General features: G+C 62.0%; 21 protein-coding genes. 9 read left to right on the top strand and 12 right to left on the bottom strand.

The genetic code is table 11. From position 1 onward, the window contains the following. Positions 1 to 4: 4 nt before the first annotated feature. Entirely contained in the window at positions 5 to 781 is a 777-nt protein-coding gene (locus tag OC71_RS05045) for an IclR family transcriptional regulator (RefSeq protein WP_041065166.1), read from the bottom strand. A gap of 176 nt (positions 782 to 957) precedes the next feature. On the opposite strand from OC71_RS05045, the gene OC71_RS05040 reads away from it, so the two are divergent. From OC71_RS05040 to OC71_RS05025, 4 genes are all read left to right on the top strand, one after another. After that, on the top strand, positions 958 to 2,697 hold the full coding sequence (locus tag OC71_RS05040; protein WP_041065164.1) for an FAD-dependent oxidoreductase: 1,740 nt from the start codon (positions 958 to 960) through the stop codon (positions 2,695 to 2,697). After that, positions 2,681 to 3,514 (top strand): aldo/keto reductase, encoded by an 834-nt coding sequence (locus OC71_RS05035; RefSeq protein WP_041065161.1) that lies wholly within the window; start codon positions 2,681 to 2,683, stop codon positions 3,512 to 3,514. Before OC71_RS05040 ends, OC71_RS05035 begins: the two co-directional genes overlap by 17 nt. A 189-nt stretch (positions 3,515 to 3,703) precedes the next feature. After that, the gene (locus OC71_RS05030; protein ID WP_041065158.1) at positions 3,704 to 4,594 is read left to right on the top strand and encodes a neutral zinc metallopeptidase; all 891 of its coding nucleotides are present in this window, start codon (positions 3,704 to 3,706) and stop codon (positions 4,592 to 4,594) included. Further along, positions 4,595 to 5,548 (top strand): alpha/beta fold hydrolase, encoded by a 954-nt coding sequence (locus OC71_RS05025; RefSeq protein WP_041065155.1) that lies wholly within the window; start codon positions 4,595 to 4,597, stop codon positions 5,546 to 5,548. Positions 5,549 to 5,662: 114 nt separating this feature from the next. On the opposite strand, the gene OC71_RS05020 is transcribed toward OC71_RS05025, so the two are convergent. The 3 genes from OC71_RS05020 to OC71_RS05010 form a co-directional block, all read right to left on the bottom strand. After that, a complete protein-coding gene (locus OC71_RS05020) occupies positions 5,663 to 6,256 on the bottom strand; it encodes an HAD family hydrolase (RefSeq protein ID WP_041065152.1) in 594 nt (197 codons plus the stop codon). Next, a complete protein-coding gene (gene tesB, locus OC71_RS05015; RefSeq protein WP_003228466.1) occupies positions 6,253 to 7,122 on the bottom strand; it encodes an acyl-CoA thioesterase II in 870 nt (289 codons plus the stop codon). Before tesB ends, OC71_RS05020 begins: the two co-directional genes overlap by 4 nt. 105 nt (positions 7,123 to 7,227) lie before the next feature. Beyond that, a complete protein-coding gene (locus OC71_RS05010; RefSeq protein WP_041065149.1) occupies positions 7,228 to 7,797 on the bottom strand; it encodes a GNAT family N-acetyltransferase in 570 nt (189 codons plus the stop codon). Between the two features lie 82 nt (positions 7,798 to 7,879). Between OC71_RS05010 and OC71_RS05005 the strand changes: the two genes are divergently transcribed. Together OC71_RS05005 and OC71_RS05000 are read left to right on the top strand one after the other, a co-directional pair. Further along, positions 7,880 to 8,800, top strand: a complete 921-nt coding sequence (locus OC71_RS05005) for a histone deacetylase (RefSeq protein WP_041065146.1) — start codon at positions 7,880 to 7,882, stop codon at positions 8,798 to 8,800. A gap of 291 nt (positions 8,801 to 9,091) precedes the next feature. After that, a complete protein-coding gene (locus OC71_RS05000; protein WP_041065143.1) occupies positions 9,092 to 10,339 on the top strand; it encodes a TIGR03862 family flavoprotein in 1,248 nt (415 codons plus the stop codon). A gap of 187 nt (positions 10,340 to 10,526) precedes the next feature. On the opposite strand, the gene OC71_RS04995 is transcribed toward OC71_RS05000, so the two are convergent. Then, positions 10,527 to 11,867, bottom strand: a complete 1,341-nt coding sequence (locus OC71_RS04995) for a DEAD/DEAH box helicase (RefSeq protein WP_041065140.1) — start codon at positions 11,865 to 11,867, stop codon at positions 10,527 to 10,529. A 65-nt stretch (positions 11,868 to 11,932) separates the two neighbouring features. Continuing rightward, a complete protein-coding gene (gene yedA, locus OC71_RS04990) occupies positions 11,933 to 12,874 on the bottom strand; it encodes a drug/metabolite exporter YedA (RefSeq protein WP_041065137.1) in 942 nt (313 codons plus the stop codon). Between the two features lie 163 nt (positions 12,875 to 13,037). On the opposite strand from yedA, the gene OC71_RS04985 reads away from it, so the two are divergent. Further along, positions 13,038 to 13,490 carry an Lrp/AsnC family transcriptional regulator gene (locus OC71_RS04985; RefSeq protein WP_041065134.1) on the top strand — a complete coding sequence of 151 codons (453 nt, stop codon included), beginning with the start codon at positions 13,038 to 13,040 and terminating at the stop codon, positions 13,488 to 13,490. A 144-nt stretch (positions 13,491 to 13,634) separates the two neighbouring features. Here OC71_RS04985 and OC71_RS04980 read toward each other — a convergent pair whose 3' ends face one another. From OC71_RS04980 to OC71_RS04970, 3 genes are all read right to left on the bottom strand, one after another. Next, the gene (locus OC71_RS04980; protein ID WP_041065131.1) at positions 13,635 to 14,240 is read right to left on the bottom strand and encodes a PolC-type DNA polymerase III; all 606 of its coding nucleotides are present in this window, start codon (positions 14,238 to 14,240) and stop codon (positions 13,635 to 13,637) included. Positions 14,241 to 14,275: 35 nt separating this feature from the next. Further along, entirely contained in the window at positions 14,276 to 14,755 is a 480-nt protein-coding gene (locus tag OC71_RS04975) for an NYN domain-containing protein (RefSeq protein ID WP_041065128.1), read from the bottom strand. A gap of 205 nt (positions 14,756 to 14,960) precedes the next feature. Then, on the bottom strand, positions 14,961 to 15,719 hold the full coding sequence (locus tag OC71_RS04970) for a DUF2076 domain-containing protein (protein WP_041065125.1): 759 nt from the start codon (positions 15,717 to 15,719) through the stop codon (positions 14,961 to 14,963). A gap of 178 nt (positions 15,720 to 15,897) precedes the next feature. On the opposite strand from OC71_RS04970, the gene OC71_RS04965 reads away from it, so the two are divergent. Both OC71_RS04965 and OC71_RS04960 read left to right on the top strand, forming a co-directional pair. Next, positions 15,898 to 16,572, top strand: coding sequence for a YciC family protein (locus OC71_RS04965; protein ID WP_041065122.1), 675 nt, complete (start codon positions 15,898 to 15,900; stop codon positions 16,570 to 16,572). 74 nt (positions 16,573 to 16,646) lie between these two features. Further along, positions 16,647 to 17,726: an endonuclease/exonuclease/phosphatase family protein gene (locus OC71_RS04960; RefSeq protein ID WP_041065119.1), complete on the top strand. Its 1,080-nt coding sequence runs from the start codon at positions 16,647 to 16,649 to the stop codon at positions 17,724 to 17,726. Positions 17,727 to 17,835: 109 nt separating this feature from the next. Here the strand turns inward: OC71_RS04960 and OC71_RS04955 are convergent, their stop codons facing one another. From OC71_RS04955 to OC71_RS04945, 3 genes are read right to left on the bottom strand one after another with little or no spacing between them, the layout of a single operon-like run. Beyond that, positions 17,836 to 18,672 carry an ABC transporter ATP-binding protein gene (locus OC71_RS04955; RefSeq protein WP_041065116.1) on the bottom strand — a complete coding sequence of 279 codons (837 nt, stop codon included), beginning with the start codon at positions 18,670 to 18,672 and terminating at the stop codon, positions 17,836 to 17,838. Further along, positions 18,660 to 19,463 (bottom strand): ABC transporter permease, encoded by an 804-nt coding sequence (locus OC71_RS04950; RefSeq protein ID WP_041065113.1) that lies wholly within the window; start codon positions 19,461 to 19,463, stop codon positions 18,660 to 18,662. The genes OC71_RS04955 and OC71_RS04950 overlap by 13 nt, the downstream gene beginning before the upstream one ends. A gap of 10 nt (positions 19,464 to 19,473) precedes the next feature. Next, entirely contained in the window at positions 19,474 to 20,460 is a 987-nt protein-coding gene (locus tag OC71_RS04945; protein ID WP_041065110.1) for an ABC transporter substrate-binding protein, read from the bottom strand. Positions 20,461 to 20,530 lie beyond the last annotated feature (70 nt).

Raw genomic sequence — 20,530 nt, 5'->3', positions numbered from 1 at the left:
CGGGTCAGACAAACAATTCGGACGCCAGGCTCGCCGCCGACAACTCCTCGGTGAACTTCATCAGCAACGGCGCCAGTTCATGCAGCCGCGCGCCAGGCATCCGCGCGCTTGGCCCGGCGATGCTCAGTACGCCGATCACCCGTCCGTCAACGGGATGCTTGACCACCGCGGCAATCGCCGAAGTGCCCACCGCCGAACTTTCCTCGACGCAGGCATAACCCTGCTCACGCGCCAGCCGCAGGCGCTCCAGCAACTCGATATTGGAGCGCGGCGCATTCGGCCCAATGCCCACCGGCACTTCCGCGCCCTGGCGCTCGACCAGCGACAACGCCTCGGCATCGCTCATGCAGGCCAGCCACGCGTGCCCGGAGGCGGTGTAGAACAACGGCGCGTCGCGGCCCATGTCCGGGTCATAACGCAGGCCCGTCCGGGCGCCCTGCGCCTTGGCGATCCAGGTCTGGCGCTCGCCATCGATCACCCCCAGACGCACCAGTTCGCCGGTTTCCTGCGCCAGTCGATCCAGCACCGGCTGCACGATGTCGGCACCGCTGCTCGACAGGTACTGAAACCCCATCGCCACCAGTTTGGTCGACAAGTGATAGCGCAGAGTGTCTGCATTCTGCCGTACATAACCCAGCCGAATCAGCTCGGCGAGCATACGGTGAGTGGCACTTTTCGGGATGTCGAGCTGCTCGGCCAGGGTCTGCATCGGCAGCCCGCGCGGCTCACTGGTGAGGCTTTCCAGCACGCTGAAAACCCGTTCGATCTGACTGCCGGCCATGGGAAGATCCAAATGAAATTTCGCCGATTCTAAAAGACATCCGAGACAAAGCGAAATCCGGAACTGGCTGTGCGATAACCGCCCACTTTACTGAACCATGCCTTGTTGCAGCTGCACATAATTAGTTAATTTCTGGAACCTAATTCCAATAAAACCCAGCTGCGGAGCTTTGCCTGATGCCTGCCGAACTTCCCGAAATCGACTGTGACGTGCTGGTCGTCGGCTCCGGTGCCGCCGGTTTATCTACAGCGGTCACTGGCGCATGGCACGGTCTGAAAGTCATCGTGGTTGAAAAGGATCCGCTGTTCGGTGGTGCCACGGCGTGGTCCGGCGGCTGGGCGTGGGTACCGTGCAATCCACTGGCGCGACGCGCCGGCATCGTCGAAGACATCGAGCAACCGCGCACGTACCTGCGCCACGAACTCGGCGAACATTACGACCCGGCCATGATCGACGCCTTCCTCACTGCCGGACCACACATGGTCGCGTTTTTCGAACAGCACAGCGCTTTGCAATTTGCCGACGGCAACGCCATCGCCGACATCCATGGTGATACGCCGGGCGCTGGCACGGGCGGGCGCTCGGTCATCGCGGCGCCTTACGACGGACGCCAAGTCGGACGCCTGCTCAAGCGCCTGCGTACAACGATGCGCGAAACGTCCTTCATGGGCATGCCGATCATGGCCGGCGCCGACCTTTCGGCGTTCCTCAATCTCACCCGTTCGCTGAAAGCGGCTTGGCATGTAACCCGTCGTTTTACCCGACACTTGCTGGATCTGGCGGTACACGGCCGGGCCATGCAACTGGTCAACGGGGTGGCGCTGGTCGCCAGGCTGGCGAAATCCGCCGAGGACCTTGGTGTCCTGTTATGGGAGTCGGCGCCGGTGAGCGAACTGCTGCGCGATGAAGCAAGGGTTTACGGCGCCGTGGTCAACAGCGCAAAAGGCCCGATCCGCGTCCATGCACGCAAAGCCGTAGTGCTGGCCGCCGGCGGTTTCGCCAATGACGTCGAACGGCGCAAGGCCTTGTTTCCGCGCACGCCCACGGGTCATGAACACTGGGCACTGCCGCCGCTGGCGGTGAATGGCGATGGCCTGCGTCTGGGCGAAAGCGTCGGTGCCACGGTCAATACCGAGCTGGCGTCGCCCGTGGCCTGGGCGCCGGTCTCGCAAGTGCCGCATGCTGACGGCAGCATCGGCCATTTCCCACACATCATCGAACGCGGCAAACCGGGAATCATCGGCGTACTGCGCAACGGCCAGCGCTTCGTCAACGAGGCCAACGGTTACTACGACTACGTCAGCGCCATGGTTGCCGCCACGCCTGAAGGCGAGGAAGTCGCCTCGTGGCTGATCTGCAGCCGCGCCTTTCAACGGCGTTATGGCCTGGGCATGTCGCGGCCATTTCCCGTTCCGCTGTCAGGATTTATTCGCAGCGGCTATCTGAAAACCGGCAACACCCTGGAAGAATTGGCCAGCGCCTGCGGCATCGACCCGAGCGGATTACGTCACACGGTGGATCACTACAACTCGCATGCGCGCCTTGGCGAGGACCCGTTGTTCGGTCGCGGTTCCACGTCCTACAACCGCAAGCAGGGCGATCCGGCGAACCTTCCCAACCCCTGCGTTGCCCCAATAGAGGCCGGCCCTTTTTATGCCGTGAAAGTGCAACCGGGCTGCTTCGGCACCTTTGCCGGGCTCAAGGTCAACCCGCAGGCACAAGTGCTCGACGCCCATGCCCAGCCCATCGCCGGGCTCTACGCCGCCGGTGGCGACATGGCCAGCATCATGGGCGGGCACTATCCGGCAGGCGGGATCAACCTCGGCCCGGCGCTGACGTTCGGCTACATCGCCGCCCGGCATATCGCCGGTATTACTGCTTTCGAACAGGAGATCGACCATGCAGCACATCGTTAACGCCCAGGGTTTGAACATGCCGAAACTCGGCCTCGGCACCTGGCCGATGCTCGGCGACGAATGCACCCGTGCCGTCGAGCAGGCGCTGGAACTCGGTTATCGGCATATCGACACGGCAGCGGCCTACAACAACGAAGACGCAGTCGGACAAGCGTTGGCGAACACATCGACACCCCGCGAGCAGATTCATGTCACCACCAAGGTCTGGTGGGACCAGTTGCAACCCGACGCCATGCGCCACTCGATGGAACGAAGCCTCAAGGCTTTGCGCAGCGAGTACGTCGACCTGTTCATGATCCATTGGCCGAGCATTGACTGGGACTTGCCGCGCACGCTTGAAACCCTCGCATCCTTCAAGGAGCAAGGTCTGGCTCGCAACATCGGCGTGGCGAATTTTCCGCTGCCGCTGCTGCGCAAAGTCGTCGAGGAATACGCCATCCCTCTGTCAGCGATCCAGGTCGAGTACCACGTCTTGCTCGGACAAAACGCCTTGCTCGACTATGCCCGCCAACACGATCTGGCACTGACGGCCTACACGCCATTGGCGCGCAACAAGGTCTCGGACATTGCGCAGATTCAGCAGATCGCGAAAAAACACAGTGTGCTGCCGACTCAGATCGCATTGAAATGGCTGCTCGATCAGCCCAACGTCGCGGCGATTCCCAAAGCCAGCAGCCGGGCCAATCAACTGGCGAACCTGGCTGCGCTGCAGGTTGAGCTGGACGCTGAAGACCGCGCACTGATCGCCGCACTGCCGAAAAATCAGCGTCAGGTCAGCCCGGATTTCGCCCCGGTGTGGGACGCCTTCGATCGCTGACGCACAGTGCGAAAGGAGAAATCCGCCAACGGATTGAATTAGTCGCGCACACGCTCGTCAATAACAGGCCCGCCCTCGTCACCCGAGGCCGGGCCTGCTTGCGTGTGCGCCAATGGACGGACGACCGGACTGGCGCCACACTCACACACCAGCAACACTCATCACCACGTACAGATAGAGGATTCCCACATGCTATGGAAAAAAGGCCGACGCAGTGACAACGTCGTCGATGCCCGTGGCGATGATAGCGGCGGTGGCGGCGGCATGCGTTTCGGTGGTGGCAAAGGCCTGAGCCTCGGGGCGATCCTGCTGATCGTCGGCATCGGCTGGATCACCGGGCAGGACCCGCTGCAGATCCTCGGCCAGCTCACCGGGCAAATGACCGAACAATCGGCACCGGCCTCGACGCAAACCCGTCAGGCGCCACCGGCCAACGACCAGCAGGCCGAATTCGTGCGTTCGATCCTCGGCGATACCGAAGACACCTGGGGCGCGATTTTCCAGCAGGCCGGCCGCCAATATAAGGACCCGACTTTGGTGCTGTTCAGCAACCGGGTCAATTCCGCCTGCGGTCTGGCGACTTCGGCGACCGGCCCGTTCTATTGCCCGGCGGATCAGAAAGTCTATCTGGACATGGCCTTCTTCCAGGAAATGGCCCAGCGCTTCAAGGCTGCCGGCGACTTCGCCCAGGCCTACGTGATCGCGCACGAAGTCGGCCACCATGTGCAGACGCTGCTCGGCGTCTCGGCGAAAATTCAGGCAGCCCGGCAGCAGGGGCGGCAGATGCAGGGCGACGGCGGTTTGCTGGTGCGTCAGGAATTGCAGGCTGACTGCCTGGCTGGCGTCTGGGCCTACCATGCGCAGCAGCGCCTGAACTGGCTGGAAGCGGGTGACGTCGAAGAGGCCTTGAACGCGGCCAACGCCATCGGTGATGATCGCCTGCAACAACAGGGTCAGGGTCGAGTGGTGCCGGACTCGTTTACCCATGGCACGTCAGCGCAAAGGGTGCGCTGGTTCAAAACCGGATTCGCCCAGGGCCAGGTCGGCCAGTGCGATACCTTCGCGGCGAAAAACCTGTAAATGCACAAATGGCTTTTGGCGTTACTGATCATCGGCGGCAGCGCACACGCGGCGGGCGTCGATGCCATCAGCTCCGGGCGTCTGCAACTCAAGGCCGGCGAAATGGCCGTGGGCATCAGCCCCGCACCGGAAAAAATCGAGCGGGTGCTGATCGTCATTCACGGCCGTCTGCGCAACGCCGAAACCTACCGCAAGAGTGCCGAGCACGCCACGGAATTGGCCGGACAAACTGCGCACACGCTGGTGATCGCGCCGCAGTTTCTCAATGAAAGCGACGTCGCCCTGTACTCGCTGCCCAACACGTTGCTGCGCTGGAAAGGCAACGAGTGGATGGGCGGCGGGTTATCCACAGGGCCGAATCCGCTGAGTTCCTACGCCGCGCTGGATGAAATCGTCGCCCGGGTCAGCGACCGCAAGCAGTTTCCGGATGTGAAACAGATTGTGATTTTCGGCCACTCGGGTGGTGGCCAAGTGGTGCAGCGTTATGCCCTGCTGGCAAAGGATCAACCGGCGCTGAAGGCCAACGGCATTCGCCTGCGGTACGTGGTGGCCAACCCGTCGTCATACGCGTATTTCAACGAACAGCGGCCAGTGGCCTTCGATCACGCACAGTGCCTTGGGTTTAATCGCTGGAAGTACGGCCTGAGCGACATGCCGGTGTACGCCGGCGGGCAAACGCCGTTGCAGCTTGAAAGCAGTTACATCAAGCGCGAGGTGATTTATCTGCTCGGTCAGCAGGACACCGACCCGCAGCATCCGGCGCTGGACAAGAGCTGCGCCGCCGAAGCCCAGGGCGCGTATCGACTGGAACGCGGCAAACTGTTTTTCGGCTACCTGCTGCGCCGGCATCCGGAAGGGGTGAATCAGCGGCTGGTTGAAGTGCCAGGGGTCGGGCATAACGGCGATGGGATGTTGACGTCGCCGGAGGGGCAGAAAGCGCTGTTTGATCAGTAAACTGTTTAGCGGATTTTATGCCCTCTTCGCGAGCAAGCTCGCTCCCACAGGGGAATGTATTTCAAATGTGGGAGCGGGCTTGCTCGCGAAGAGGTAGCTCAGGCACCAAAGAACTTAGGCCAGAAGCATCCGCCGCAACTCGACACAATCCTGCGCATGCCAGTCGGTCAGCTCCGGCCATGGGTTATCCGGCAAATTCACCAGCACCGTCCGCGCCCCGGCCGCTCGCCCGCAATCCAGGTCGAAGCGGTAATCCCCGACCATCACCATCTCGCACGCCGGCACCTTCCAGGCCTCGGCCAGTTTCAGCAACCCGCCGGGATGCGGCTTCGGCGGTGCTTCATCGCGGCCCAGCACATCGTCCACGGCGAAGCAGTCGGCCAGACCAATCGCTTCGAGCGTCACATGCGCCAGCTCCCGCGCGTTGCGCGTCAGGATGCCCAGGCGATAGCCACGCCCGTGCAGATCGCGCACCAACTCCACCGCACCGGCAGCCGGTTTCGAACCCAGCGCCAGATCGCGCTCATGCTCCAGCAGCCAGGCATGTTTCGCCGCCGCTTCGTCGGCCGGCAGCGCCGCGAGGTGGGTGAGAATGTCGTCCTCGGGCGGAATCGCCAGCGCCACGCGGATCGCCGCAAAGTCATGCACGGCGATCGTCAGCGTGCCGTCCATGTCGAACACCCAGTGCTTCACATCGCTCAGGCTCATGCCCAGTCCTTGCGGTGACGAATCAGGCCTTCCTGGGTCACCGACGCCACCAGTTGCCCGGCGCGGTTGTACACGCTGCCACGGGAGAACCCACGGGAATTACCGGCCCACGGGCTGTCCATCGCGTAGAGCAGCCAGTCGTCGGCGCGCAGATCATTGTGGAACCACAGCGCGTGATCGAGGCTGGCGACCTGCATGTCTTTCTGCCAGACCGACTTGCCGTGGGGCAGCATCGAAGTGGTCAGCAGACCGAAGTCCGAGGCGTAGGCCAGCAGGTATTTGTGCAGCGCCGGAATGTCGGCCAGCGCGCCATCAGCACGGAACCACACGTACTTCACCGGATCGGCCGGCTGCGGGTTGTACGGGTCTTTTTCAGTGACCGGGCGCACTTCGATCGGTTTCGGGCAGAGCAATTTTTCGCGCATGTGCTCGGGAATCAGGTGCGCGCGCTGCTGGGTCAGTTCCAGCTCCGACGGCAGGTTTTCCGGACCGACCACCACCGGCATCTGGCTCTGGTGCTCGAAGCCTGCCTCGTCGTACTGGAACGACGCGCTGCAGGTAAAAATCGGGTGGCCCTTCTGGATCGCGGTGACCCGCCGGGTGCTGAAGCTGCCGCCATCACGCACGCGATCCACCGAGTAAACCACTGGCAATTTGGCGTCGCCGGGGCGCAGGAAATAACCGTGCATCGAATGCACATGGCGCGCCTCTTCAACCGTCTGACTGGCCGCCGACAGCGACTGGCCGAGCACCTGCCCGCCGAACAACTGACGGAAACCCAGGTCCTGGCTGCGGCCACGGAACAGGTTTTCCTCGATCGGCTCCAGGGTCAGCAGGTCGACCAGATCTTCCAACACTTGGCTCATTCAGACTCTCCTCACACAACGCTATGCCACGCAGTCTTGGCTGCGGCGGCCCATTCAGGTTCTGGCGCGAGCCATTGTCGCGCCATTGTAAACGTCCGTGTCGGCTTAGCCATGCAGGGTTTGCAGCCATTGCTCCCTGGTAATCCGGTACAGCACATGCCGGCGCAACGGGTGATCGACGGCAACTTTGGGGTGATCGAAATCATCGGCCGGATCGTGCTGCATGCCAATCGCTTGCATGACTTTCTCCGAAGGCAGATTGCTCTGGGCGGTGAAGGACACGATTTCCTTCAGCGACAACCGGTCAAAGCCGCAACGCAGAGCGGTCCATGCCGCTTCACTGGCATAGCCCAGCCCCCAATGCTCGCGGGCCAGGCGCCAGCCGATTTCCACCGCTGGCGTGAACGGGGCATCGAAACCGACCACACCCAGACCGGTGAAACCGATGAACTCGCCGCTGTCCTTGCGCTCCAGCGCCCATAATCCGAAGCCGTGTTCGGCAAAATGGCCGCGCACCCGACCAATGAGCGAAGCACTTTCCAGGCGGCTCAAGGGCTGTGGAAAGTAACGCATGACCTGCGGATCGGCACACATCGCCGCAAATGCCGGCAAATCCTCGTCCTGCCATTGGCGCATCAGCAATCGCGCACTTTCCAGTTGCAGTATCGGCTCCATCATGCCCCTCCGTTTCCATGCCGCAAGTCTACATCGCTGGTAGGATCGTTCACTCTTTCCATCGTTCCTACATGAAGTCGCCATGCCACTGCCGTTGATCTACCACGAAGACTACAGTCCCGAGTTTCCGGCGGATCACCGCTTTCCGATGGACAAGTTCCGTTTGCTGCGCGACCACCTGGTCGACAGCGGCCTGACCCGCGACGCCGACCTGCTGCGCCCGGAGATCTGCCCCAACGACATCCTCGCCCTGGCGCATGACCGTCGCTATATCGAACGCTACATGAGCGGCGAGTTGTCCCGCGAAGACCAGCGGCGCCTTGGCTTGCCCTGGAACGAAGCGCTGGCGCGGCGTACGGTGCGGGCGGTCGGCGGTTCAATTCTGGCGGCAGAAAAAGCCCTGGAGCATGGTCTGGCCTGTCACCTGGCCGGCGGCACCCATCACGCTCACTACGACTACCCGGCCGGGTTCTGCATCTTCAACGACCTGGCGATCATCAGCCATTACCTGCTGCAAAGCGGTCGGGTGAACCGTGTGCTGATCTTTGATTGCGACGTGCATCAGGGTGACGGCACCGCACGCATCCTCCACGACACGCCGGAGGCGATCACCGTTTCCCTGCACTGTGAAAAGAATTTTCCTGCACGCAAGGCCGAAAGCGACTGGGACATTCCGCTGCCTAAAGGCATGGGCGATGCCGACTATCTGCAGGTGGTGGATGACACCCTCAACTACCTGCTGCCGCTGTATCAACCGGACCTGGTGCTGTACGACGCCGGGGTCGATGTGCACAAGGACGACGCCCTCGGTTATCTGCAGCTGACAGACGAAGGCGTCGCCGCCCGCGATGAAAGCGTGATGCGCCATTGCCTGGGCCGCGACATCCCGGTGGTTGGCGTGATCGGCGGTGGCTACAGCAAGGATCGCCACGCCCTCGCCCGCCGCCACGGCATCCTGCATCACAGCGCGCAACGGGTCTGGACGTCACACGGTTGTCATTAAGCTGTGCTGCGTTACCCACAATGGCTGTGGAACGGCCTGTGGATAACCTGAGCGAAAGGGACTACAGGCCATACCGCTCATAGCGTGCAGCACACTGATTAATTTTAACCAGGTATCGAATCCACTAAAAACCCCTGTGGGAGCGAGCTTGCTCGCGAAAGCGGTGGGTCGGTCAACTAGATGTTGAATCTACCGACGTCTTCGCGAGCAAGCTCGCTCCCACAGGGATCTCCCACATTGGTCTGCGCTGTTAGAATGCGCGCCTTATCCCGCCATACCGCAGCGCACGCCATGACCCAGACCTCCGCCCCCCTCCCCGCTCACGTCGCCATCATTGGCGGTGGCCCCGCCGGCCTGATGGCCGCCGAAGTGCTGAGCCAGGCCGGCGTGCGGGTCGATTTGTACGACGGCATGCCCTCGGTGGGGCGCAAATTCCTGCTGGCCGGGGTCGGCGGCATGAACATCACTCACTCCGAGCCTTACCCGGCGTTCCTCGCGCGCTACGCCGAACGCGCACCACAGATCGCGCCGTTGCTGCGCGGCTTCGACGCTGACGCGCTGTGCCGCTGGATTCATGAGCTGGGCATCGAGACCTTTATCGGCAGCTCCGGCCGGGTATTCCCCACCGACATGAAAGCCGCACCACTGTTGCGCGCCTGGCTCAAGCGTCTGCGCGACAGCGGCGTGGTTATCCACACCCGCCATCGCTGGCTCGGCTGGGATGAACATGGCGCACTGCGCATCAGCAGCCCCGACGGCGAAATCACCGTCAAACCCGACGCCACCCTGCTCGCCCTCGGCGGTGGCAGTTGGTCGCGGCTGGGTTCGGATGGCGCGTGGATGCTGCCGCTGGAACAAAAAGGCGTAGGACTGGTGCCGTTACAGCCGAGCAATTGCGGATTCGAGGTGCAGGCCTGGAGCGAGTTGCTTGTCAGCAAATTCGCCGGCGCACCACTGAAAAATGTCGCCATCGGTTTGAACGACGATGTGCCGCGCCTGGGCGAATGCGTGATCACCGCAACGGGCGTTGAAGGCAGCCTGATCTACGCGCTGTCGGCGCCGATCCGCGAGGCGATCAACGCCCACGGCTCAGCCACGGTGCACATTGATCTGCTGCCCGGCCGGCCTGTGGATAAATTGCAGGCTGCGTTGAGCAAACCGCGCGGCTCGCGCTCGATGGCCAAGCATCTGCACAGTCAGGTCGGGATTGATGGGGTGAAAGCGGCGTTGTTGCGTGAATTGACTGACGCGGCAACCTTCGCTGATCCGGCGTTGTTGGCGCGGGCGATCAAGGCGTTACCGCTGACCTTGGTGAAAACCCGTCCGCTGGACGAAGCGATCAGCAGTGCCGGTGGCGTGACGTTCGAAGCGCTGGATGAACGTTTGATGCTCAAGGCGTTGCCGGGGGTGTTCTGTGCGGGCGAGATGCTGGATTGGGAAGCGCCGACAGGCGGCTATCTGCTGACCGGGTGTTTTGCCAGCGGGCGGGCGGCGGGAATTGGAATGTTGCAGTGGCTCAAGTCCGAGGTGCCTGCCTGAACCCTCACCCCAACCCTCTCCCCGAGGGAGAGGGAGCCGACCGAGGTGTCTGGCGTAACACATCGACCTGAAAGACCGAGTCGATTGTGGATTCACAGCAGCAGAATCAGGTCGGCGTAGAATTCAAGCATCCTCCAATCAGTCCCCTCTCCCTCCGGGAGAGGGTTAGGGTGAGGGGCTTTTGGCTTTAAGGCTTGCGCTTACGCGGCCCGGTATTGAACACCGGCACTTTACGCACAGGCTTGATCGACGGCTCCGGCGCCTGGGTGTCGCCACTGTCGACCCACTTGCCCAGATTGCGTTTGCCGCCACCGCCACCGGAGGTCTTCGGCTTTTTCGGTTTCTTCGGCTTCTTGATCACCTGACCGCTGGCATCGGTCTCCGGCACACGGTGCTCAGGTTCGAAATCCGGCTCGTTCTGACGCTTCAAGGTCTGACGGGTGAGCATCTCGATGGCCGAGAGCATGTTCACTTCATCGGCACACACCAGCGAGATCGCCTCGCCCGTTGCACCGGCACGGCCGGTACGACCGATGCGATGGATGTAATCCTCGGCCACGATCGGCAGGTCGAAGTTGACCACCAGCGGCAGGTCTTCGATGTCCAGACCCCGAGCAGCGACGTCGGTCGCCACCAGAATCTGCACTTCACTGAGTTTGAAACGATCCAGCGCGCGCTGACGGGTCGCCTGCGGTTTGTCGCCGTGAATACCGTCGGCGTTCACACCGAGGCCCTGGAGTTTTTCCACCAACGCGTCCACGCCGTTGCGGGTCTTGGCGAACACCAGCACCTGCTTCCACTTGTTCTTGCGCATCAGGTGCACGAACAGTTCCGGCTTGCGCTTCTTGTCCACCGTCACCACCCACTGCTTGACGGTGTTGGCCGCGACGTTGCGCGGGCTGACTTCGATGCTCAGCGGATCGTTGAGCATCTGCCCGGCCAGCAGGCGAATGTCATCGGAGAAGGTCGCGGAGAACAGCAGCGTCTGACGCTTCTTCGGCAGCGCGCGATAGATGTTCGCCAGCTCTTCGGAAAAGCCCAGGTCGAGCATGCGGTCGGCTTCGTCGAGCACCAGGGTTTGCAGCTGATTGAATTTCAACGCGTTCTGGCGGAACAGGTCGAGCAGACGGCCCGGGGTTGCCACCAGCAGGTCGACGCCGCCGCGCAGTTTCATCATCTGCGGGTTAATGCTGACACCGCCATACACCGCGTAGGTGCGCAACGGCAGGTTTTCTGCGTACTGGCGCACGGATTCGTGAACCTGCTCGGCCAGTTCGCGGGTCGGTACCAGAATCAGCGCACGCACCGAGTTGGCGGTGACTTTCGGCCCTTCCATGGCCAGCAACTGCAGCAGCGGCAAAGCGAAACCGGCGGTCTTGCCGGTACCGGTCTGGGCCGCAGCCATCAGGTCGCGACCGGCCAGCACGGCCGGAATGGCTTGCGCCTGGACCGGCGTCGGGGTCTGGTAGCCGAGCTTCTCAAGGGAGCGCAGCAAGGGTTCGATCAGGCCAAGGGTGGCGAAAGTCATGGGAGTACCGTAGGAAAAATCAGCGCGGTTGCGCAAAACAAGGGTGCAATGGCGCGCAGTTTACCCTAATTCACACGCGGTTCTGCTGGAACGGCGGTCTTCGGCGGCTCCGCGACCAGCGGCTGCGCCGGCCGCCGCCATTGCGGCAGACCGATCAGCACCACGGCACTGATGATCACCAGCATCGCCAGCGCTTCTTCCATGCCGATGGTCTCGCCGACAAACACGATCCCCAGCAACACCGCCACCGCCGGGTTGACGTAGGCATAGCTGGTGGCCGCCGCTGGACGCACGTGCTTGAGCAGGTACATGTAGGAATTGAAAGCGATGATCGAGCCGAAGAAGATCAGATACCCCAGGGCCAGCCAGCCTTCCACTGGCGGCAAGGCTTGCAGGTGCTCGCCGCTCACTGCGCTGCCGATCAGCAGGACCACGCCGCCCACCAGCATCTCCACGGCACTGGCCATCGCCCCTTGCGGCAACGGCAGGTGTTTGCTCCACACCGAGCCGAAGGCCCAAGTCGCCGCCGCAAAAATCAACAGCGCCGCGCCCAGCGGACTCGATTGCAGGTTGGAACCCATGTTGAGCATGGCAATGCCGACGATCCCCAACGCCACCCCGGCCCATTCGAGGCGGGTATTACGCGCGCCCCAGAAATAGCCGCACAACAACGTAAACAACGGCACAGTCGCCACTGCCAGTGCCGCCACGCCGGACGCCACACCCGTGTGCTCGGCGACACTGACCGCGCCGTTACCGAAGCTGAGCAACAGAATCCCGATGATCCCCGCCGCTTTCCACTGCACCCAGGTCGGCGCCGGCGCGCCACGCCAGCGCAGGAAGGCGTACATCAGGCTGCCGGCAATCACGAAGCGCACCCCGCCGAGCATCAGCGGCGGCCAGTATTCGACGCCGAGGCGGATTACCAGATAGGTCGATCCCCAAATCACATACAGCGCGAAAAACGCGGCGATCAACGGCAAGGAAAAACGGCGCAAGGCAGGCATGGGCAGCTCGACAGTCAGAGGCAGGGTGAGGATTATTCTAGAAAGGCCCGTGAGCAAAAATAAGTTACAAAACCTGTTTATCGCGCCGGTACACTTTTGAAACAACGGAGATCGACGGGATAAGCCGTGATTTCGAAAGTCTGGCATTTTCAGGAGTCCGGCCTTGGACAAATACGACCGCATGTTGCTCAGCGCTCTGTTGGAAAACGGTCGCGCGTCCTACGCCGATCTGGCGCGCAAGGTGAACCTGTCCGCCCCGGCAGTGGCCGAACGGGTGGCCAAGCTTGAGGCGTCCGGCGTGATCACCGGGTATCAGGCGAACATCGACCTGTCGAAAATCGGTTTGCCGATCCAGTGCATGATCGAATTGCGCCTGCACCAGAACGGCAGCCAGAAGGTCTACGACGAACTGGTGAAAATCCCGCAACTGACCGAATGCTTCCGTGTGACCGGCGATCCATGCGTGATGATGAAGGGCGCGGTGGGCTCGATGACCGAACTGGAGGAACTGATCAATCACGTGGCGAAGTTTGGCTTCAGCAAGACCTCGATTGTGTTGTCCAGCGCAATCGAGAAGCGCGTGCCGCTGAGCCATATAGAAGCCAACGGCAAATAGTTCGGGCCAACCACAAATCCACTGTAGGAGCTGCCGAAGGTTCGGGCCGCGTTCGGACGATCTTTTGACTTTGACTTTTAAAAGCAAGATCAAAAGATCGCAGCCTTCGGCAGCTCCTACAAAGGTTCTGTGTCGGGCTGGGGATCAGCGGTAGCGCTGCAGGTGTTCGCTGACTTTGGCCGCCGGGACTTTCTGCAGTTTGCACAGCAAGTCATGGTTCAGCTCACGCACGCCATGCTTGTGCCGCAGCTCTTGCGCCAGATGCGCCATCAGATTGGCCGCCATCTCGGCATCCGCCATGGCCCGGTGCGCCTGGCCGGTGTGCGGCAGGCGCGCAAATGCAGTGAGCGTACCGAGCTTGTGATTGGGTGCCGCGGGCATCAGGCGCCGGGCCAGCAGCAGTGAACAGGCGAAGTTCTGCAGACGGGTGCGTTTGATCCGTCCCAGTTCAAAGTCCCAGAATTTCTGGTCGAACGAAGCGTTGTGCGCCACCAGCGGGGTGCAGCCGACGAATTCGTTGACCTCTTCCATGACCCGCTCCGCCGCAGGCGCGGTACGCAGCATGGCGTTGCTGATGCCGGTCAGTTGTTCGATGAAGGCCGGGACGCGCACGCCGGCATTCATAAGGCTCTGGTAACGCTCGACGATACGGCCGTTTTCCAGCATGACCACGGCGATTTCCGTGGCGCGACAGCTGCTGTTCGGCGACAGGCCGGTGGTTTCAAAGTCGATGACTGCAATGCGTTCCAAACCGGGTTCAACTCCGTTCAAATCAATTTTTCAGCTTAATTCTTCAGCAACAACGCGCCTTCGATCGGCACGTAACGGCTGGCGGCGCGGATCAGCGAGTTGGCGGTCAACCCGGGCACGCCGTAGGCGACTGCCTGTACGCCGTGCTTGCTGATGATGCGTTCGAGCAGCATGTCGAAGTCGCCGTCACCGGAGGCCAGGACGATTTCGTCGACGTGGTCGGCGGCGTCCATGATGTCGAGGGTGATGCCCACGTCCCAGTCGCCCTTGGCCGAGCCGTCGCTGCGCTGGATGTAGGGTTTGAGTTTTACGGTGAAGCCGAGGTTGCGCAGGATCTGCTGAAACTGCTGCTGCTTGCTGTCGCCACGATCGATGGCGTAAGCATAGGCCTCGACGATCTGCCCGTGTTTGCTCACATCCGCCCACAGCGCGGCGTAGTTGAAATGGCAACCATAGGCCTGACGCACGGTGTAGTAGAGGTTCTGCACGTCGGCGAACACTGCGATTTTTTTCACCGGGATTCCTGTGAGCGCATAGCGCACGAAGCGGGATCAGGCGCCTGGCCCGAAAAAGGCGCTCAGTATGCCAGTAAAAAGCAGTGTGGCGAGGGAGCTTGCTCCCGCCGGGCTGCGCAGCGACCCTGTCTTTTAAAAGAAGGGCCTGCTGCGCAGTCCAGCGGGAGCAAGCTCCCTCGCCACAAGGTTCGATGCCGACCGTTAGTCAGACAAACGAATCGTCGTCATCGAAAAACGACGAGCTGTCATCGCTGTAGTCCGTGTCGGTAAACCCGCCCTGGTCATTGCCAGAGAAACCGTTATCGGCCACACGCTGGTCATTGCCCCAGTCATTGCCGCTCTGGTCGGCCACCTGCGCCGGCTCTTCCTTGATCACTTCAACGATTTCTTCAGGCTGCTGGTTGTGATGGAACAGGCTGCTGATGCCCTGTGCCAGCATCACACCACCGGCCACGCCAGCGGCGGTTTTCAGGGCGCCGCCGAGGAAGCTGCTGCCCGCAGCCGGGGCGGCTTGCTGCGCGTAATTGGGCGGTGGTGCGGCATAGTTCTGTTGTGGCGCTGGCGCCGTATAGTTCTGTTGCGGTGCCGGTTCACGCCAGCCGCCGGTAGAGGCCGGAGCGCTCTGGGTCGGCGCCGGACGCGAGCTGCTGCCGCCGAAGATGCTCGACAGGAAACCGCCACCGCCGCTTGGCGCCGGGGCCGCACTCTGAGCCTTGGCCGCTTGCAGTTCAGCCTGCAACTGCTGGACTTGTTGGGTCAGTTGCTTGTTCTGTTCGTCGAGGCTCTTGATGGCCGCCTCTTGCACCAGAATCGCCTGGGTCATGAAATAACCTGCCGCCGGCTGGCGGGTCAGGTGTTCCTTGATCCGCGCCTCGGCCTGGGCGTCGCGCGGGGCTGCCTCCGTTTCGGCCTGTTGCAGCCGGGAAAACAGTCCATCGATCAGGGTTTGCTCTTCGCTGTTCATGGCGACCTCGTAGATTGCCGGGGATAACGTTGCCCGTGCCCACTGCGGACATGGCGCACCTCTGTAATGGAGGCAGTGACAGGATGTTTCAACGACCTTTACCGAATGTTTACGTTTGTGTCGGCCCACGCATCATCGGTTAAAGTGAGCCACTGTTTTCCACCTGCGATACCGACTGATGAATGCCTTCGATGTACTGCGCGACTCTCTGTATTTTTTCAAACGCCACCTGGGCAGCATCGTGCAGCTGTGCCTGCCGCTGGTGATCTTCGAGGCGGCGCTGCAGCAAGTGGTGGACCATGTCACCGACCCGGACAGTTTCTCCGCCGCCAGCGTGGTGGTCGGTCTGCTGGTGTATCCGCTGTACACCGCCGCGCTGATCCTGTTCCTCGACGCCCGCACCCGCGGCGAAGCTCCGCGCAATCTCGATCTGCTGGCGATGTCCGCGCGCCTGTGGCCGCGTTTCGCCCTGCTCACGGCGCTCAATACCTTGCTGATTCTGCTGGGGCTGTCGTTGTATTTCCTGCCAGGCTTGATGCTGATGGTCATGCTCGCATTTGGTGAGTACCTGCTGGTGTTGCGCGGTATGGGGCCGTTGCAGGCGATGAAGGAAAGCCTGCGCCTGACCCGTGGGCATTTCTGGCGGATCCTGCTGTGCATTCTGTGTGTGATGGGGCCGTTGTGGCTGCTCAAGGGAGCAACCCTGGCGGCCTACCCCGACCCGCAGAATCCCCTGATCGCGGTATTGATCGACAGTGCGCACAGCTTCCTGCAGCTGTTCACCAGCGTGGTGCTGTTCCGCCTGTTCATGCTGATCAGCGAATCGCCTGACAAACGTAGCGGAGCAGTCTGACTTCAGGAGACTTGGGCCAAGCGTCTGCGGTCGGGTATGCTCGCAAGCACTTTTGTAACGCGATAAGCCGAGCCATGCCCCGTCTGCTGCGCTACACCCTATTGTTGATCGTGCTCGCCATCGCCCTGATCGGCGGGCTGATCTACAGCCTGACCTGGCGCCCCGGCGCGCGCGAAACCTTGCCGGTCACCTGCACCGGCACCCCACCGACACTGGTGCCGGGGCAAGCCCTGAAAGTCATGACCTGGAACGTGCAGTACCTGGCGGGCAAGCGCTACGTGTTCTGGAACGACCTCGCCCAAGGCACCGACGAAGCGCCAACCCCGGAAGACATGGCTTTCAGCCTCGACGAGGTAGCAAGGGTGATCCGGGACGAGCAGCCCGACGTGGTGCTGCTGCAGGAACTGGATGACGGCGCCAAGGCCAGTGATTACCAGAACCAGCTCAAGTTGCTGCAGGAACGGGTCACCGACCTCTACCCGTGCAGCGCTCACGCATTCGACTGGAAGGCCGATTTCGTTCCCGACCCGCACATTTTCGGCAGCGTTGGCCGGCAATTGGCGACCCTCAGCCGCTACCGCATCGAACACGCCGAACGCCTGCAATTACCGGTGCCGCCGGCGAATGTCATTGCTCGCCAGTTCGCCCCCAAGGATGCGTTGCTCGCCACCAAGCTGCCGCTGAGTGACGGCGGGCAACTGACGGTGTTCAACACCCATCTGGATCGCGCCAGCCAACCCGACGACACCTTGCACGCGCAAGTGACGGCGGTGGCCAAGGTGCTCGACAAGTATGAGAGCCAAGGCCTGGCGTGGCTGATCGGCGGCGATTTCAACCTGTTGCCGCTGGGCCAGTATCAACGCCTGCCCGCTGAACAGCGCACGCCCTACTCCGTCGACAGCGCCCTGCATCTGTTGTGGGACAAGTACCCGATGATCCCGACCAACAACGAGGCCAGCGGCATCGACCGCGCCCACTGGCTGACTCACTACCCCAACGACCCCGGCCTCAACGGCCCGGATCGCACCGTCGACTACCTGTTCTACAGCCCGAAAATCAAACGGGTCGAAGCGAGCGTGCGCCAGGACGATACCTTGCGCATTTCCGATCATCTGCCGGTGATTGCGCGATTCCTGCTGCCCGCTGCTCCCTGATCACCAATTACCGCTGTAGGAGCTGCCGAAGGCTGCGATCTTTTGACTTTTTTAAGGACAAGATCAAAAGATCGCAGCCTGCGGCAGCTCCTACAGGGGACTCATGTGATCAATGGACTTCTTCCAGGTCGTCATGCAGCAAGCCGAAAATCTCCCGCTTCATGTCGATAAACGAGCGCTCCATCACCATGTCCAGTGAGCGCGGACGCTCGATCGGCACGTCGAGGATCTGCTTGATCCGCCCCGGTTTGGCGCCCATGACATAGACCCGGTCGCCCAGCAGGATCGCCTCGTCGATATCGTGGGTGACGAACAGCACGGTCTTCTTGCTGTTGCCCCACACCCGCAACAATAACTGCTGCATTTGCAGGCGGGTCTGGCTGTCGAGGGCGCCGAACGGTTCGTCCATCAGCAGAATCTGCGGGTCGTTGGCCAGCGCCCGGGCAATCGCCACGCGCTGCATCATCCCGCCCGAGAGCTGCTTGGCGTAATTGTCAGCAAACCCGGCAAGCCCGACTTCGTTGACGTAGTAATCGACAATTTCCTTGCGCCGCGCCGCCGGCATGCCACGCCGTTTGAGGCCGAACTCGACGTTCTGCCGCACCGTCAGCCACGGAAACAGCGTGTAGCTCTGGAACACCATGCCGCGATCGGCACCGGGGCCCTGCACTTGCTGGCCGCCGACGTAGATCTCGCCGGAGGTTGGCTCGGCGAGGCCGGCGGTCAGGTACAACAGGCTCGATTTGCCGCAACCCGACGGCCCGACCAGCACCGCGAACTGCTGATCCGGCACCTCGAACGACACCTGTTCCAGCGCCGTGAACGTACCGCCATCAGGCTTTTTGTAGCGCAGGCTGACCTTGTCCACTTGCAGGCGCGGGGCGGCTTGCGGCGCCGCAGCGCGCGATTCGGTAAAGCGATGATTGGCGGCAGTTACTGAGCCCATGCGGCAACCCTCAGGCGAAGAAAGCGGAACAGTTGATCGGTGACCAGCCCCAGCAGGCCGATGATCGCGATGGCGAGGAAAATCACGTCGACCTGAAAACCGCGCATGGCTTTCAGGCTCAGGTAACCGAGGCCGCTCGACGCGGCGACCAGTTCGGCCACCACCAGATAGGTCCAGGCCCAGCCCATGGTCACGCGCAAGGTGTCGAGCACACCGGGCACCGAGGCCGGGGCGATCACATGCAGCACCGCGTCGCGGCGGTTGGAACCGAGCGTGTAAGAGGCGTTGATCAGGTCCTTGGAGATGCCCTTGGACACATCCGCGATCATCACCAGTTGCTGGAAGAACACGCCGAAGATGATCACCGATACCCGCTGCTCCAGACCGATGCCAATCCACAGGATGAACAGTGGCACGAACGAGGTCACCGGCAGGTAACGGATGAAGTTGACCAACGGTTCGAGGAACGCCTGGACGATGCGAAAGCTGCCCATCAGCAACCCCAGCGGTACCGCCACCAGCGACGAGACGATGAACCCGACCATCACCACTTCGACACTGGCCCACACATGGGTGCCAAGGGTGCCGTCGCGGCTCAGGCGCACGGCGGCTTCAACCACCGCGCCGGGCGTCGGCAGAAACATCCCCGGGACGATGCCGCCGTAGGACAGCCCGGCCCACAGCCCGACCAGCAACACCCAGGCCAGACCACTGGCGCTCCATACCACCGGCACCGGTAAGCCGGTCTTCGGTGTGATGCAGCGACTCAGCCATGAATTGCGCTTGAACATGACCAGTCTCCTAGAGCGGGCTGACGAAACGGTTATCCACCAGATCGTCGTTACTGACGTTATAGGGCTTGCCCTGCAATTCGCTGGCGGTTTCGTTGGCCAGTTTGATCAGCGGTGCGCTGTCACCCGGCGCGCCCGGCTTGCCCAGCAGCTTCTCGCTCATGGCCTGATCGTAGAAACGCACGCCTTGCGCTGCAGCAGCCAGTTCCTTCGGATCGGACAGATAACCGCCGACGCCCTTGGCCATGATTTCGTAGGCTTGCTGTGGATGGTCCTTGGTGTATTGCACCGCCCTGTAGAGACCGGCGACCAGCGCCTTGACGTCTTCGGGCTGCTTCTCGATCACCGTGCAGTTGAGCGCCACGACATCGACAATCACCCCGGGCGTGCTGCTGCTGTCGATCAGCACTTTGCCCTGCTGCTTGTCGCGCACCATCGACAGGTGCGGTTCCCAAGTCACGGCGGCCGGCACGCGACCGGCAATGAACGCGGTGGCAGCATCGTCGGCAGTCATGTTCTGCACGGTGATGTCGCTCATTTTCATGCCGTTCTTCTTCAGCAGATAGGAGAGCCAGAACTGCGAGGTCGAACCTTCGTTGACGGCCACGGCCTGGCCCTTGAGTTCCTGCAACGACTTCACGTCCTTGCCCACCAGCACGCCGTCGCCACCATGGCTGTCATCCAGCGCCGCCACGGCTTTGAAGCAGAACTGCGGACGGTACTTGAGCACTTCGTCGATGGTCGAGGCCGAACCGGAGAGTTGTCCGGAAGCCTGTGCGGCCATGTACATCGAAGCTTCCTCGACCACCGGCAACTCGACGGTAAGGCCGTTTTCCTTGAAGTAGCCCAGGTCCTGAGCCAGATACAGCGTGCCATAACCCACCCAGGTGGTATGGCCGATGGACAAGGTACCGGCCTGCGCGCCGGTCGCGACCGTGGCCGCCAGGGCGGTAATCGCCAGTGGATGGGTGAGACGGAGACACAAGGACTTGATCATGGAGCACTCCCGACGCTGTTGATTTAGTTTTGTCATGGGCAGTACGGCCAGCACCAATGATGTGAATCCA

Source organism: Pseudomonas sp. W15Feb9B (assembly GCF_000828175.1).
GTDB classification, from domain to species: domain Bacteria; phylum Pseudomonadota; class Gammaproteobacteria; order Pseudomonadales; family Pseudomonadaceae; genus Aquipseudomonas; species Aquipseudomonas parakoreensis.
This window is presented reverse-complemented; position numbering and strand designations above follow the sequence as displayed.